We start from the raw sequence: 15995 nt of genomic DNA on the forward strand, positions 1-15995 counted from the left end.
TTCAGTAAATTAACTGAAATTCAGGAAGTAATAAAACCGCCCAAAACAAATCCTGTATTTTATCAGTTTCCGGTTGATCTCCCAATGCCGCTTTGGCAATCTGAAATTCTTTTTGGCTTGGTTTTCTGTTTAGCGTTTGGGCAAAAACTTCTTGGATAATAGCATCGCTTGATGGGTATTTTTCTTTCCAATAATCTGCTCCCTTTTGAAGGACATTATTGAGCTTTTCTCCATTTGTAAGCTCAAGGGATTGCAAGAGATTGGCTTGGGAGTCCCTGCTTGTGGAGACAATCTCCCTATTGGGTCTGCCCATAGCGGTAAGAAAACTGTTGTTGGCTACCAAGGATGCTCTGGGAAATTCAGTTGGCTTCTGTTCCGGCAAAAGCTGGTCCGGTTTATATTTCAGATCTTTTTCTTCAAAAACAGGATAGAAAATCCGGCTGATGGCATCTGAAAACTGCTCCGCAGTCAACCTCCTCCGAACCATTCCGGTGAACTTATAATCTTCTGAAAAAAGAAGATCGGGACTTTTAACACCAATGGAACCGGACTGATAAATCCTGGATGAAGCAATCAAATAGATCAACCCTTTAAGGTCATAATTTTTGTCCACAAATTCCGAGGCCAGCCAATCCAACAAATCCTGACTCCAAGGTTCATTGTCCATTTCATCCACAGGTTCCACTATGCCTCTGCCCATCATTTGTTTCCAAACTCTATTGACCATTGTCCTGTACATTCGGCCATTGGCAGGTTGCACCAGATAATCTGACAATTGGCGAAGTTTCTCGGAACGTGTGGCAGTGCTGTCGATTTCTCCCAATTCCTCCCAGAGTATTTTGGTTCCTGCCATTTTTCCGGTCGGAATGTCGCATCGGCTGAGTTCCAAAGTGCTGTCCGCAAAAATATTGGCAAAGGCATAAGCTTCTTCCAATTTCCAATCCGAAATAAAACTATCATGACAGGAAGCGCATTTGAGGTTGAGTCCCAAAATCACCTGTCCGACATTCTGTGCGGCCTGCATTTCCGTTCGTTGACTGGCATTGACGGTGCCTCTCCATCGGATACCTTCGATAAAGCCTTTCGATTCCTCAGTAGGATTTAAAAGTTCTCTGACTAATTGGTGGTAAGGTTTATTTTCTTGCAGAGACTTATATAGCCAATCGGTAATATTGTACCGCCCCTTCGTGATATATCCTGTACCTGTATAATCATTCCTAAGGATATCATTCCAAAAAGTCAACCAATGCTGTGCATAGTCCTCTTTGCGATCCAAGAGATCTCTTAGCCAAATGTCTCTTTTGTCGGGTCTGTCATCCAAATTGAAACTTTCCAGTTCTGAAGGTGAGGGCACCAATCCGACCACATCCAAATATATCCTTCGGAGATAGGTTTTGTCATCGACAGTTTGCTGCCACGTAATCCCGTTTTCTTTGAAATACAAGTCAACCCATAGGTCAACAGGATTTTCAAAACCCACAGTAGATTTTGGGAGATTGGGTTTTCGGGGTTCCATTTTTGCGACCCTGTATATGCTGGGATTTTCCGCATCATCAGGCCAAGGCGCGCCTTGGTCAATCCAAAAACCCAAAAGAGTGATTTCATCTTTGCTCAGAAGTTTGCCCTTTGAGGGCATTACATCTTTGTGGTTTTTGGATAGACTAATTCTGCGGATCATTTCGCTTTGGGTGGCATTTCCAGGTAGTAAGATTTCACCTGATTCACCTCCTTTATAAACTGACTCTTTGGAATCCAACCTTAAATCTGCCTCAACCTTGGCACCACTATGGCATTTATAGCAATTATGGGCCAAAATGGTCCTTACTTCACCGATTAGTTGGATTTCCTTTTCATGGCTTAATCCGCCGGAAGTGTCTCCGTATTTGGTCAATTCAAAACTATGGGTCTGATAATTATTGGATTCTGACCAAGGAAAGGTTTCGGTAAGATAATTTTCTCCGTGTGTCAGGGAAGCACCAAGATGACCGGTAATTATAACAGATAGAGATGTCAGGAAAAGGGAAGCCCTAAACCATTTGAGAAACCTTTGTTTCTTAATGGAAAGATGGAAGAAAATGAGAATAAGCAAACTTCCAACTCCTGTTAAAATCCCTGTCAATCTGTGCCAGTCCAATAATTCTCCTGAAATATCTTCATTTCCTGCCAGCAATAAACCTAGCAATAATGAAAGCCAGGCACTGAAGATTCCCGCTTTGACCATGATATGGATACCGGGCTTTAACTTGGAATCAGGCCGACCTATCGTCCATACCTCGAGAATTGCCGCAAAAAGTAACAGGCTAATGGGGAAATGGACTATCATAGGATGTAGTCTTCCCAAAAACTGCCAAAACCAAAAAGAGTCTGAAATCATTTGAAAATATAAGCCAATTGAATTGAATCTAAAATACCAGAGTTAATTTTCTTTAAATTACAGAGGAAAAGTATCCTGTACCATCATGTTTTGAATATTTTATATGGTCTATTTGCCGACTGACATTTTTCAATTTGGTAATTTGTCTTCCTGTTTTTACCTTTTCCCGATTTCCTGAATTAAATGCAAGTGAATCTATCATTAAACAGGATAATGCAGGATAGCCTCTTTTAAAAAATTCCAAATATTACAACCTTGTTCTTTATCAATCTTCCGAATGATTTTAAGGAAAAGTACTTAACAAATGATATGAAAGCAACGAACCCCTTTGAACTCAAAATTGGCATTCAAATAAGAATTTTCATTATAGTATTGATATCATTTGCCGCATTTCAATGTAGCCAAGATGAGTCATTGGAATTCCAAAAAGGTTCACATATAATGTTGGTAGGTAATAACCTTGGCTCAAGGATGATGGAATATGGGACATTTGAAACGGAAATGCATGTTAGATATCCTGACAGCTTGCTTTACATCCGCAATATGTGCGATGGAGGAAATACTCCTGGATTCAGACCTCATTCCGGTAGGGAATCTCCTTGGGCATTTCCGGGAGCAGAGGAATTTCAGACCGAGTTGGCCAATAATTCTAATTCCCAAGGACATTATGAAACCCCGGATGAATGGTTAAGCAGGCATGAGGCGGATGTTATTCTGGCATTTTTTGGCTACAATGAATCCTTTCAGGGGAAAGATGGACTGGAAAATTATAAGGCCGAGCTGGATGCTTTTATTAAACATACCCTTCGCCAACATTATAACGGGAAGTCTTCTCCCAAACTTGCCATCATTTCACCAATAGCATTCGAGGATCTTTCCGGAAGCAGGGACTTGCCCAACGGTATAAGGGAAAATGAAAACCTTGCAATGTACACCAAAGCCATGAAAGAGGTTTCGGAAAAAAATCAGGTGCTTTTTGTGGATGCCTTTGAACCTTCCAAAAAATGGTATGATTCCTCAACGGAACCTTTAACCATCGATGGGTCACAATTGATTGAAGAGGGATATAAAAAACTGGCTGTTTTATTGGCTGATCAAGTCTTCGGGAAAGCCAAACCAAAGGCCGACGAGCATCGGAAACTGATCCATGAGATGGTCTTGGAAAAGAATTGGATGTGGCACAACGATTACAAATCACCAAATGGTGTCCATGTTTATGGAAGAAGGTATAATCCATTTGGACCGGACAATTACCCGGCAGAATTGGAGAAAATCCGACAGATGACCGTCATCAGAGATGAGGCTATTTGGAAAGCTGCCAAAGGTGAGAAAATGGATCTGGCCGCTGCCGATAAAAATACCAGGGAGCTCCCACCGGTACAGACCAATTTTAACCCGCAACAAAATGGCAGCTTGGAATACCTTTATGGAGAAGATGCCCTAAAAACATTGACCGTTCCTGAGGGTTATAAAATAGAGCTTTTTGCCTCTGAGGTTGAATTTCCCGATATGGCCAATCCCGTTCAGATGAGTTTCGACAACAAAGGAAGACTTTGGGTAGCCACCTGTCCAAGTTACCCACATTACAAACCCGGTGACAGTAAGCCAAATGATAAAATCATCATACTGGAAGATACCAATGGCGATGGGAAAGCGGACAAACAGACGATATTTGCAGAGGGACTTCATTTGCCTATGGGCTTTGAAATTGCGCCTGAAGGGGTATATGTTTCCCAAGGGACAAGCCTTAAAATTCTGATGGATACGAATGGAGATGGCAAGGCAGATAAGGTTGAAATACTTTTAAGCGGATTTGATGACCACGATACCCACCATGTGATTTCAGCTTTTGCCGCAGATCCTTCCGGAGCGATTTATATGGGAGAAGGTGTATTCCTACATACCAATGTGGAAACATCTTATGGCCCGGTCAGGGCTACTAACGGCGGTTTTTATAGGTTCAATCCTGCCAGGAGTCATTTGGAGAGAACTGCCCAATTGTCCATTCCCAACCCTTGGGGAATTGCTTTTGATGATTGGGGACAGAATTTCTTTGCTGAAACTTCCGGCCCGGATGTCAGGTGGATGATGCCCGGTTCTGTTTTGCCTAGATATGGGGAAGCTACGCATAAATCCCAAAATCTGATTGAAGAATCTCAAAGGGTCAGACCGACTTCAGGATTGGAATTTGTATCGAGCAGACATTTTCCTGAAGAGGTACAGGGAGATATGTTGATCGCCAATACCATAGGCTTTCTTGGTATGAAGCAACATCAGATGATTGAGCAGGGAACAGGTTTTACTACGAAATTCAGGCAGGATATTGTCAAAGGAACTGACAGGAATTTCAGACCTGTGGATATGGAATTTGCTCCTGATGGATCCTTGTATTTTATTGATTGGCACAATGTCCTGATTGGCCATATGCAGCACAATGCACGCGATCCGCTTCGTGACCATGTGCATGGAAGGATCTACAGAATTACCTATCCATCCAGACCATTGGTGACCCCAGCTAAAATCGATGGGGCCAGCATTCCTGAATTGTTGGATAACTTGAAACTACCTGAATTCAGAGCACGCTATAGAACAAGGAGAGAACTCAGAGGTAGGAATGTGGATGAAGTAAACTCTGCTATTAAAACCTGGTCTGCCAATCTTGATAAAAATGATCCAAGGTATGAGCATTATTTGACGGAAGCATTATGGGTAACTTGGGGATTGAATAAAGTTGACCAAGAGCTACTCAAGCAATTGCTGAAAGCCAAGGATTATCGGGCAAGGGCAGCGGCAGTAAGGATCCTGAGATACACGGGTCATCAGGTGGAAGATCAGGATAAATTATTGATGGATGCAGTGAAAGACGAACATGGACGGGTCAGGTTGGAAGCAATCGTAGCGGCATCTTGGTTGCCCAGGGAAAAAGGGCTTCCTATTTTGGCTGAGGCAGAAATAATGCCTTTGGATGAATGGATGGTTCATGCCCATGAAGCGGCAGTTGCACATATCAATGGAATCACGGTAAGAGAGAAAAAAGAAGAAGATATCAAGTCCAATTTGACCGGCAGTGATCTGGAATTGTATAATATGGGCAAAGAAATTTATAATAGAGATGGTTATTGCAGTACCTGTCATCAACCTGATGGAAGGGGATTATCGGCATCTCTATTTCCTCCATTAGTGGGTACACCTTGGGTATTAGGTAGCGAAGAAAGGCTGATAAAATTAGTATTAAAAGGCCTATTGGGACCGATGGAAGTCTTGGGCAAAGAATATCCCGGTCAAGTACCCATGACCCCTTATGAAGGTATGCTCAATGACAATGAGATAGCAGCGGTATTGACCTATGTGAGAAATTCCTTTGGGAATCAGGCTTCTGCCATCAGACCTGAAAAAGTGAAAGAGGTTAGGGCTTCTGTGGAGGATAAGAAAGGTTTTTATTCTCCGGCTGAGTTGTTGAAGGAGCATCCGATGGAGAGATAATGGTGATATATGCTTTGCGATATAAATAGATATATGCCTTCGGCGATATAAGGGTCGAAATACTATAATGAGAGAAAAGCCATGAAAAAATTAATCTTAACATCTTTTATCCTTTGCCTCCTAACTTTGACATCAGGAGCACAGACTCAAGACCATCAAAAACTTTTGGAACTGGATAGGGGCTGGGAAAAGGCCCTTTTGGAGTCCAATGTGGGGTTTTTGGAGAATCTCCTGGCAAAAGATTTTGTCTGGGTTCACAACCATGCCGGCCTGATTGATGGAAAGGCTTCAGTAATCTCCCGAGCCAAGCGGATTCAGGATGGTCAGACTGACAATACCAAGGGTAGGATTTCCCGAGACCAAACTGTGGTGATTTTGGGAAAAACAGGTGTAGTGAGTGGATTCACAGTAGTGGATCGGGGACCAAGTCCGGTAACCTATCATTTTATGAGGACATATTCCAAAGTGAAAGGTAAGTATGTACTATTGGCCAATCATACCATGGCGATACCGGATGAGGAGTTGAAAGGGAATTAAGGGCTTCAGATTTTTAAAATAAAGCACTTAAATTTTTCCTCTTTCTTTCTAGAAATAGAGAATTCAGTTGACAAACATGGAATTTTAAACTTTTAACTTAAGATACTTTCCTACGTATTTAGCGAATGATATATTTCTTGATTTACTGAATGGATATAGAAAAATCTGAAAAACGGGATTAAGGTAACATAGTATATTTTTTGGATAAAATGATTGATTGCTAGGTGGATAGTTAGTCCTAACTTTAACCTAACCATAAACTTATCCTAATTAATATGAAATCAATCATTACTCACTTATTCCCCAAAAATGGACTGGCAATATTCGCTTTTGTCTTTTTTTATGGGATGTCCATTTATGATGGAAATGCACAAACAAGGATTACAGGTACTGTTGAAGACAATTCAAACAATCTTTTGCCTGGTGTAAGTATTCTGGTTGTAGGAACAACCTTTGGTACAGTTACGGACATTGATGGAAAATTTGAAATAATTGTTCCATCAGGTTCCAATTTACTGGCATTTTCATTTATAGGCTATGAGACACAGCAAGTTGATGTAACTACTCAATCAATTCTCAGAGTGATCATGACTGAGGATTCAAAGAGCTTGGATGAATTTGTTGTCACAGCATTTGGATTGCAGCGGGAAAGAAAAGAACTGGGTTATACCGTGCAGGCACTTAAACCCGAAGACCTTACTTCGGCACATGATTTTAACCTTGTCAATTCCTTGTCAGGGAAAATTGCGGGAGTCCAAGTTACCCAAAGTGGTTCTCAAATTGGGGCTTCTTCAAGGATAATCATTAGGGGAAATGCTTCATTTGCAGGTAATCAGCCACTCTTTGTTGTGGATGGAATTCCAATAGACAATACTAGTTCCAATCTGGACGGGGCCGGGGGCTTGGATTTCGGAAATGCCGCAGCGGACATTGATCCGGAGAATATTGCTTCATTGACCGTATTGAAAGGTGCCAATGCCGCAGCCTTATATGGAAACCGTGCTGCCCATGGTGTGATTTTGATCGAAACCAAAAGGGGAAACAAAGCGAGAAAGGGTATGGGGGTTGAATATACTTCTTCTGTGGTGTTCGATAATCCCGCTTTTTTTATGAATTTCCAAAATGAATATGGAATCGGGCAGCGTGGGGGAGAATATGATTGGCAGAGATTTTTGCAGAACAATCCCGGGCAGAATCTCACTTATAACCAATACGCTAAGCAGTTCAGTTATAATTATGTTAATGGCATTGGTGGAGGAGTTAATGAAAATTCAACATCATGGGGGCCGAGATATGATTCAGGACTCTTACTTGACCAATGGGTGAAAGGGCCAAATAGCTTATGGGAATCAAACCCAAGAAATATCCAGGACAATTTTTTCCAGACAGGAACCAATATCATCAACCAGGTAGCAATTACAGCAAAAGGTAAAGATGCAAATGGTAGGATTGCATTTTCCAATAGAAAGATGACAGGGATTTTCTTCGATACTGATCAGACAGTCAACACTTTTAATGCTAGCCTGACATTGAACCCACATGAGCGTTTGACTATTGGCTCCGGTTTTAATTATGTGCATAGGTTCAGTGACAATATCCCTGTGGTCTCTTATGGATCCATGACCAAACTCGCATGGGGGGCATTTAGGCATATTCCTCTAGATGAAGTGAAAAAAACATACCTGGAACATGAAAATGAAATGGGTAGTGGATACAATCAAAACCAAAACAATTTTTACTTTGACTTAAGAAATACAAATAGTATGAGCAGGCAGCGGTTTTTTGGCAATATAAATGCCACCTATCAGATCAACGATTGGCTTTCTGCCACTTCCCTGACAGGCATGGATTTTTATACTGAGGAGAGGAAGTCCATCACTTTGTCCAGGACAAGGGCCAACATTAACAATAAACGGGGAGGACAATTCTCCATATCCAATCAAAACAGACAAGAGTTTAATACTGATTTAAGGTTGGATATTAACAAACAATTTCAAAATGATATGGCAATAATCGGTTTGGTAGGAGGTAATTTCAGACAAAATAAATTTAATATCCTGTCTTTGAGTGCCCCTGATTTGGAGGTACCTGATTTATTCAATATTTCCAATGTCAAAGGGACTCCCGGTACAGGGATGATGGAAAGTTTACGGGAAACCTATAGTATATACTCATCAGCTACTTTTGGATACAAAGGGTTCATGTTTCTAGGTGTGACCGGTAGAAATGACTGGAGTTCTACTTTGCCCCCTGAAAACAGATCTTATTTCTATCCATCAGCAAATATGGCCGTGACCATGACTGATGCTTTTAAAATTAAAACCAAAAATTTCAACCACTTTCAGTTAAGGGCAAGCTGGGCAAAGGTAGGTTCGGACACGGATCCTTACCAATTGTTGGGGACATATAGTACTACCTATTTTAACAATATAGCCTTGTTCAATCCGCCTGCGGTAAAACCACCGGCAAACTTAAAGCCTGAGATGACTACTTCCATTGAATTTGGAACAGATTTAAGATTTTTTGGGGATAGACTTTCATTTGATGCCACGTATTATCAGCAAGTGACTGAGAACATGATCCTTCAGGTTCCAACCGCCAGATCAACCGGTTTTGCTTCACAACTTATCAATGCTGCCAAAATTCAGAATGAGGGAGTTGAACTTATCATTCGAGGCCTGGTAATGAAAAGGGGGGAATTTAACTGGAATGCAGTATTGAATTGGGCAAGAAATACGAGTACTGTTGTGGAACTATATGGGGGCTTGGAAAATATTACCATTAGCCCGGGATTTGGAGGGGCAAGATTGGTTGGTACACCAGGTCAACCATGGGGCGATATCAGTGGTTTGCCTTATGTCAGAGATGAAAATGGAAATATCAAGATAGCCCCGAATGGGACACCTATGACCACCAATCAGCAGGAAATTTTGGGAAATGTAACTCCCAAATGGATAGGAGGACTTCAAAATAGTTTTACTTACAAAAATTTCACCCTTGGGGCACTTCTTGATTGGCGTGTGGGCGGTGACTTTTTCAGTGGGACTTATTGGCATTCATACCCAACGGGAGCATTTTTGAATTCAGTCCAAAATAATGTAAGGGAAGAGGGAATAATTGTTCCTGGGGTCAAAGGTGACGGTTCACCCAACGATGTCAGAATATCAGCCCAAGATTACTACAACGGAGCCTGGGTATGGAACAACCATGAATATTCGATCATTGATGGTTCTTATTTAAAGTTGAGGGAACTGACCCTTGGATATAGGTTTAATGTTTGGAAATTGAGCAATGTCAACGTTTCCGTTTTCAGTAGAAATGTTGCCATTCTGCATAGGAGTGCAAAAGCCAAAGAACTTGGATTGGATCCGGAAGCAGCTTCCCAAATGGGCGGAAGTGAAAGGGGGACAGGGTTTGAAAACTTCATGGCTCCTACTACCAGAAATATTGGATTTATCCTGAAATTAAATTTCTAAGCTTTAGCAGTTGATGAAGATGATTCAAAAAAATGAAATCATTGATCAAACTATTAATTAATTTAAACGGTACAGAAATGAAAAACTTAATAATAAAAAAGATAAGCAAAGTATTGGCAGTTTTCTCATTGATTATTGCGACTTCTTGCATGGATGAATGGACCGAAATGAATATTAATCCAAACCAACCATCAGTAGTACCGGCTTCCAGTATTTTCGGTGCCGGACTTACCATAGTAGCGGGCCAATTATTCGGGGAAAGGATTGGTATTTATTATACAGGTACCTGGTCAGGACAATTAGCCGCAATTGGTGCAGGGGATTATGAATTCAGGGTGGATATCAACAATGGCCAATGGGACAACCTTTACAGGGCTATGGCCTACTTTGAAGATGCCAGGAAAACTGCCTTAAAGGAAGGTAACCAAAATCTTGCAGCTGTTTCTTTAATAATGAAGGCATATACAGCTCATCAGGTTTCTGATATGTGGGGAGATATTCCATATTCAGAGGCGTTTTTGTTGGGAGAAAGTGGTATTTTAAACCCTGTTTTTGATTCCCACCAAAAAGTTTACACAAAAATTCTAAGTGAATTGGAAGAAGCTGCTTCAATTCTCAATCCAGCTTCGGGTGCATTGGGAGTAGGAGACTTTATGTTTGCAGGTGATATCGCTAAATGGAGAAAATTTGCAAATTCCATCAGATTAAGAGTTGCCATGCGTATGTCTTTGGTGGAACCTCAAGCGGCAGCCCAGGTTTTGAACCAAATACTGGGATCACCCACCAATTTTCCTGTTTTTGAATCCAATGCGGATAATGCTTATTTGAGATGGCCTGGGATTGCAACCAATAACCTTGAACCTTGGAGATCTAGGCTTGGAGCACCTACCAATAAGGTTGACCAGTATCGTACAAACCATGACCTGATCAGTAGATTGATAGAATTGGATGATCCCCGATTGCCGGTCTATGCAGACCAAAACTTAAATGGTTTTTATAATGGCTACCGCATGGGAATTGGTCAGACAGGTTTCCCTCTTAATAATTTTAACAATGTGTCACACATTGGAAACAGATTTGGGTATGATGACCGTGGGTTCTCACCCTTTATGCATGCTGCCCAGGTATGGTTTATCAAAGCTGAATCCTACGAAAGGGGTTTGGTATCAGGTGGCAATGCAGAGGATGCTTACAATAATGGAATCACGACATCTTTGTTGGAAAACGGGATTCCCCAATCGGAAATTGACAATTACCTTCAGGTAGCTGGAGTTGCCTGGGGAAGTGGTTCAACTTCCAATCTGGAGAAAATAAGGTTGCAGAACTGGATCAGTTTGTATAAACAGAGCGTAGAGGCCTGGGCAGAGGTCAGGAGGACGGATGTGCCGCAGTTGGTCAATGTCTCCAATGACTATGCCAGTAACCACAACCGCCCTCCATTTAGGATGGCTTATCCTGCTAATGAGATTGCCTTTAATGAAAGCTTTCCTAACAACGTGGTTCAGGTGGATATCTTTTATGGCCAACAGATTTGGTGGGATACCAGAACAGGCGTTTATTGATAGCTTACTTTCCCTCTTTTAAAGGATTAATCCCAATAGAAGAGGGAACCCTTTCAAAATTATGTTAACAGGAATTGATTTTCCGAGATTGGTTTAAACCCCCTAAAAATGATACGAAGATTATTCTACATTTCATGGTTGCTGCCATTGGCAGTTTTTTCTATCCAGCTATTGCCGATTAAAAAAGACAGGATGGTCCGGACAACTCCTGTTTTTCAATCATCAAATGGACTCCATGGCTATATTGGGTACAGCACGACCAAGAGACCTGATGGATATGGTGCAGGGATTGGTTTTTACACTGCAGTATGGCCATTGGTTGAACAGCCGATTTCCGGATTTCAGATCGGTTTGCCCGGGAATTGGATCACCCCTGATAATCCCAACAACAAAGATATCCCATGTTGCCCTGAAGGTACTATTGCCCGCACATGGGCTCCAAGAGGCCCGACATGGTCCAGTGTTTTTCAAACTCAGGAGGGAGGATTGGGCTATTGGCGGGGAAATAGGTACCATTATGGTTCTCCAAAATTCAGTATGAATGGAGTACCGGATTGTTATAATTCAGAAATCGCTTCCCCGGGTTGGCCTTTTTTCTACAGGGCAGAAGCCTTACCCGATGATCAATTGGGGATAGCCCAACTCAGCAACAGAATTTTGGTGCCACCGGATGGGATTACCTTTGAAGGAGATTTGGAAGGAAGATTTTTGGGATATACCCACATGGCTCTTCCCCTAACTGAGGCCAAGACGGGGCCTCCTCCTACAGGAAATCAGAGTTGGACCCTGTTTTTAAACTCAGAAAACTTTAAAGGGCCTGTTGCTTTCTATATCCCTGAAATGTGGAGCAGGCTATCGAAGGAATATAAAGCCATTGAAGGAATGGGATTGGATACCCGGCCGGGAACAATGGGCGGTGGGGGTGCTATGGAAATCAATACAGTTCCTTCCATTGAAATGAAAGACCAAAAAGGAGATCTGTATGTCAAAATCCCCCAATTGCAATTTCCGATAAATGAAAAGGGTCAATCGGTACTGGTTCAGGATGTCACTTATTACTCCAAAGATGCACTCTTCAATTACCTGTTGGAATGGAAAAAAGGTGGCAAAGCTTATTCGGGAAAATTTGATGAAGCTCACACCTGGAAACCTGAATTAAAGCCGAGACCACTCTCATTAGATCAGGGCGCAAGCCTCAACAACGGGCGTGAAAAACTAACAGGGCTGGAAACTGTACTCCAAACCGTGGTTACCGAAACCAATGCCTTTGGACTCGAATGGAAAGACAATACCATCTCCACAGCAGGACGTTTCCCCCAGTATTTTAAAAAGGTGGGAGATCACCGAGTGGCAGTAAACCCGGAATCAGTTCCCCAGGCCCTTCGGGAAAAAGAATTTGCCAAGGCTGGATCAGAAAGCCATTACATCAATTGGAGAGATGGAAATGAAATCATAGAAGGAAACTTCAAAATTGATAAAAGCCTTCCCTACAGTTCTCCAACAAGCGGTGCTTGGGCAAACCCCGGGCCATCTTCCGAGCCTTCTTCAGTCCTTCTGAAAGATGGGTCAACAGTGACATATCGATGGTATAAGTTCGTAGATCAGCCTTCTTTTCAGACTTTGGGCTGGACAAAAGAGGAAAAAGATGCCATACAGAAATTCGTAGAACAAATCCATAAAGCTTGGACAATTGACCAAGAATACATGGCTCCTCCGAGCACAGGTAAACTTGTTGCCATTGACCCGGTCCTCATCGTGACTCCACCTCTTGGAATGGAAAATGGCTATGTCCCTATTGTGGTAAGACAGGAGAAAATCATGCTTTCTTCCAGATAATTCTATGTAGTAAGTAAGGGTTTAGTCCAGAAAAAAAAAGCTAGCCAATAGTAAAAGTTGATTAATTGCCTGATATAGTTCAATTTGAAAGCTCGTTGGCTTATTTTCATCCTAAAATGAATGAAACACAAGTTAACGAGCTCTTTAATTTATATTTAAAAAACAAATGAATCTGTTTAAAATCAATCTTTCCATTAATTCAACGCAATCCTCAAAACTTGCTGTCAAATGGATAGCAGTATTGATATTACTTGGATTCAATTCGTTTGATACTACAGCCCAAAATAAAACTGAAAATCCGCCAAGGCCGAATATCATCATCTTCCTCACAGATGACCTGGGCTATGGGGATCTTGCTTCTTATGGGAATCCAATTATAAAAACCCCAAATTTGGATCAATTTGCCAAAGAAGGGGTTCGGATGACCGATATGCATTCAGCTGCGACAGTCTGTTCTCCCTCCCGTGCATCCCTTCTCACCGGAAGAAATGCCTATCGCAGTGGGTTTTACAGTATTGCCGGATTTTATGGTACAACTCTCCCCAAGGAAGAGATTACTTTACCCCAATTATTAAAAGAAATAGGGTATGAAACAGCGTTCTTTGGAAAATGGCATTTGTCCAAATTAGAATCCCCCGACGAGGTTTCGGTTAATGAGATGGGTTTTGACTATTCCCTGGCCACTTCGGTAAATTCCTTTAATACAGGACCTAGAAACCCGGATAAATTCCTTAGAAACGGGAAACCAGTTGGAGTTTTGGAAGGGTGGTACATTGACATCATCACCAAGGAAGCAGAAGGTTGGATTGAATCAATAAGAAACAAGGAAAAACCGTTTTTTATGATCATTTCAAGCAATGAACCGCACACTCCGATTGATCCACCTAAAAAATTTGCCCAATTATACGAGCATTTAGATTTGGACAAAATATCCAATATAAATGATTATGGAGGGGTTGCCCGGCCTAATAAAGATATCTCAAAATTTTTGAAGGAATATTATGGTACTGTGTCTCAAATTGATGATACTTTCGGAAAATTCATGGCTTTTATGGACAGAATGAACTTAAGGGACAATACCATGGTGATTTTTACAAGTGATAATGGCCCGGAGTATCCTGTAACTTTGGAAGAATCAAATGGGGAATGGGAAGATCCCCTAAGGGATAAATGTTTTGGATCACCGGGTGATTTAAGGGGAATGAAAAGATATCCTTATGAAGGAGGCCACAGGGTTCCGGGAATCGTCAGATGGCCTGGCGGGATTCCCGCAGGCACTGTTAGTGATAAATTGTTTAACGGTACGGATTTCCTGCCTACTATTTGTAAGTTGGTAGGCGCACCCTTACCGGATGACAGGCCAATTGATGGCACTGATGCTTTCAAGGCTTTTCTCAACCGGGATTATGGTAGGGACATATTGCCGATTTGGTTTTTCCCTACCGGTTACTCCCATTTACCAAACATGGTTCACATGGCCATGAGGTATGAAGAATATGTGCTTATTGGAAAACTAAGTCAGGATTTGGATTTATTTTCCAAGGAGATAGCGCCGGGGAAATATCCTGTGGTTGACTGGATTAAAACAACTCTCCCAAGTGCCTATGAATTATACAATATCAAAAAAGATGTCTCCCAAGAGCATGACCTTTCTGAAGTCGAGCCGGAAATATTGCAGGGATTAATTCCCAAAATGCAAAGTTTATGGCTTGAAATCAGGGACGAAGGCCCTTGGTGGGGACAATCTCCAAATTGATTAATATATAACAAAATGTTTAAATTGAAATTTGACAATACTTTTACAAACACCACAATGGATAAAATAAGATATCAGATTTATCTACCACTTGTTTTCATAATTGTTATTGGCTGTAATCAAGATAAAAATAGGCAGAGTTCTGAATCCGAGGCTATAAATGAATTTATCCTGCCTATATCAGAACTTCCGGAATATGAAATGGATTTAGACCATTTCGGTTTGCTTGAAGCTTGGGGGGACAGACATGGTGAATCTCTCAGAACTGGCGAGCATATCTATAACAATATTTGCTTCAATTGTCACGGAAATCAAGAGCAGGAGGGCTCTATACCTACAGCATTTAAATTTTGGAAAGATACCTTTAAAGTTGGTAATGACCCATTTTCAATTTATCAGACCTTGACTAGAGGGTATGGTTCTATGCCTCCACAGGTCAATTTGACTCCGGTGGAAAAATATGACCTCATCCATTACATTCGAGAGACTTTTTTGAAGGAAAAGAACCCTGATCAATATTTCAATATAGACTCAGCTTACATGGCCGGCCTGCCAAGCGGTGGAAATATTGGTCCTGCACCTAAAGAATTCAAGCCATGGGCCGAAATGGATTATGGTAACTTTTTGATCAATACCTATGAACTGGTGGGACTAAACCCTCCTCCCAGAGAACGATCTACCGGCCCGATCCAGCCTTTAAAGGATGAAAATTTTATCAACAACAATTTTGCTTACAAGGGTATTGCCATAAGATTGGATCAAGGAGATGGAGGAGTGGCTGCAGGCAAAGCTTGGATGATGTTTGACCACGACCTCATGCGGGTTGCCGGAGCTTGGACAGGGGAAGGCTTTATTGATTGGGAAGCCATTTTATTTAACGGAAAACACAATATCTCCCCAAGAACAGCCGGAGACCTGCATTTTTCAAATCCCGTCGTTCCAGCTTGGGCAAATCCTACTACAGGTACTTT

The 15995-nt window shown here is 41.6% G+C and carries 8 protein-coding genes; 7 read left to right on the forward strand and 1 reads right to left on the reverse strand.

What is annotated here, in order from left to right; genetic code table 11:
• Position 1: 1 nt before the first annotated feature.
• Complete coding sequence (locus ACEW8O_RS19225; protein ID WP_373496249.1) at positions 2–2374, reverse strand: DUF1549 domain-containing protein; 2373 nt, start codon at positions 2372–2374, stop codon at positions 2–4.
• 309 nt (positions 2375–2683) lie between these two features.
• On the opposite strand from ACEW8O_RS19225, the gene ACEW8O_RS19230 reads away from it, so the two are divergent.
• The 7 genes from ACEW8O_RS19230 to ACEW8O_RS19260 form a co-directional block, all read left to right on the forward strand.
• Entirely contained in the window at positions 2684–5857 is a 3174-nt protein-coding gene (locus ACEW8O_RS19230; RefSeq protein WP_373496250.1) for a PVC-type heme-binding CxxCH protein, read from the forward strand.
• A gap of 81 nt (positions 5858–5938) precedes the next feature.
• Entirely contained in the window at positions 5939–6394 is a 456-nt protein-coding gene (locus tag ACEW8O_RS19235) for a nuclear transport factor 2 family protein (protein ID WP_373496251.1), read from the forward strand.
• 275 nt (positions 6395–6669) lie between these two features.
• On the forward strand, positions 6670–9870 hold the full coding sequence (locus ACEW8O_RS19240) for a SusC/RagA family TonB-linked outer membrane protein (protein ID WP_373496252.1): 3201 nt from the start codon (positions 6670–6672) through the stop codon (positions 9868–9870).
• A gap of 77 nt (positions 9871–9947) precedes the next feature.
• The gene (locus tag ACEW8O_RS19245; protein WP_373496253.1) at positions 9948–11432 is read left to right on the forward strand and encodes a SusD/RagB family nutrient-binding outer membrane lipoprotein; all 1485 of its coding nucleotides are present in this window, start codon (positions 9948–9950) and stop codon (positions 11430–11432) included.
• Between the two features lie 108 nt (positions 11433–11540).
• Positions 11541–13268: a hypothetical protein gene (locus ACEW8O_RS19250; protein WP_373496254.1), complete on the forward strand. Its 1728-nt coding sequence runs from the start codon at positions 11541–11543 to the stop codon at positions 13266–13268.
• A gap of 166 nt (positions 13269–13434) precedes the next feature.
• Positions 13435–15024: a sulfatase gene (locus ACEW8O_RS19255; RefSeq protein ID WP_373496255.1), complete on the forward strand. Its 1590-nt coding sequence runs from the start codon at positions 13435–13437 to the stop codon at positions 15022–15024.
• Between the two features lie 15 nt (positions 15025–15039).
• The coding region (locus ACEW8O_RS19260) for a DUF6797 domain-containing protein (RefSeq protein WP_373496256.1) at positions 15040–15995 on the forward strand (956 nt) is incomplete at its 3' end.

The organism is Aquiflexum sp. (assembly GCF_041749095.1).
Lineage (GTDB): Bacteria > Bacteroidota > Bacteroidia > Cytophagales > Cyclobacteriaceae > Aquiflexum.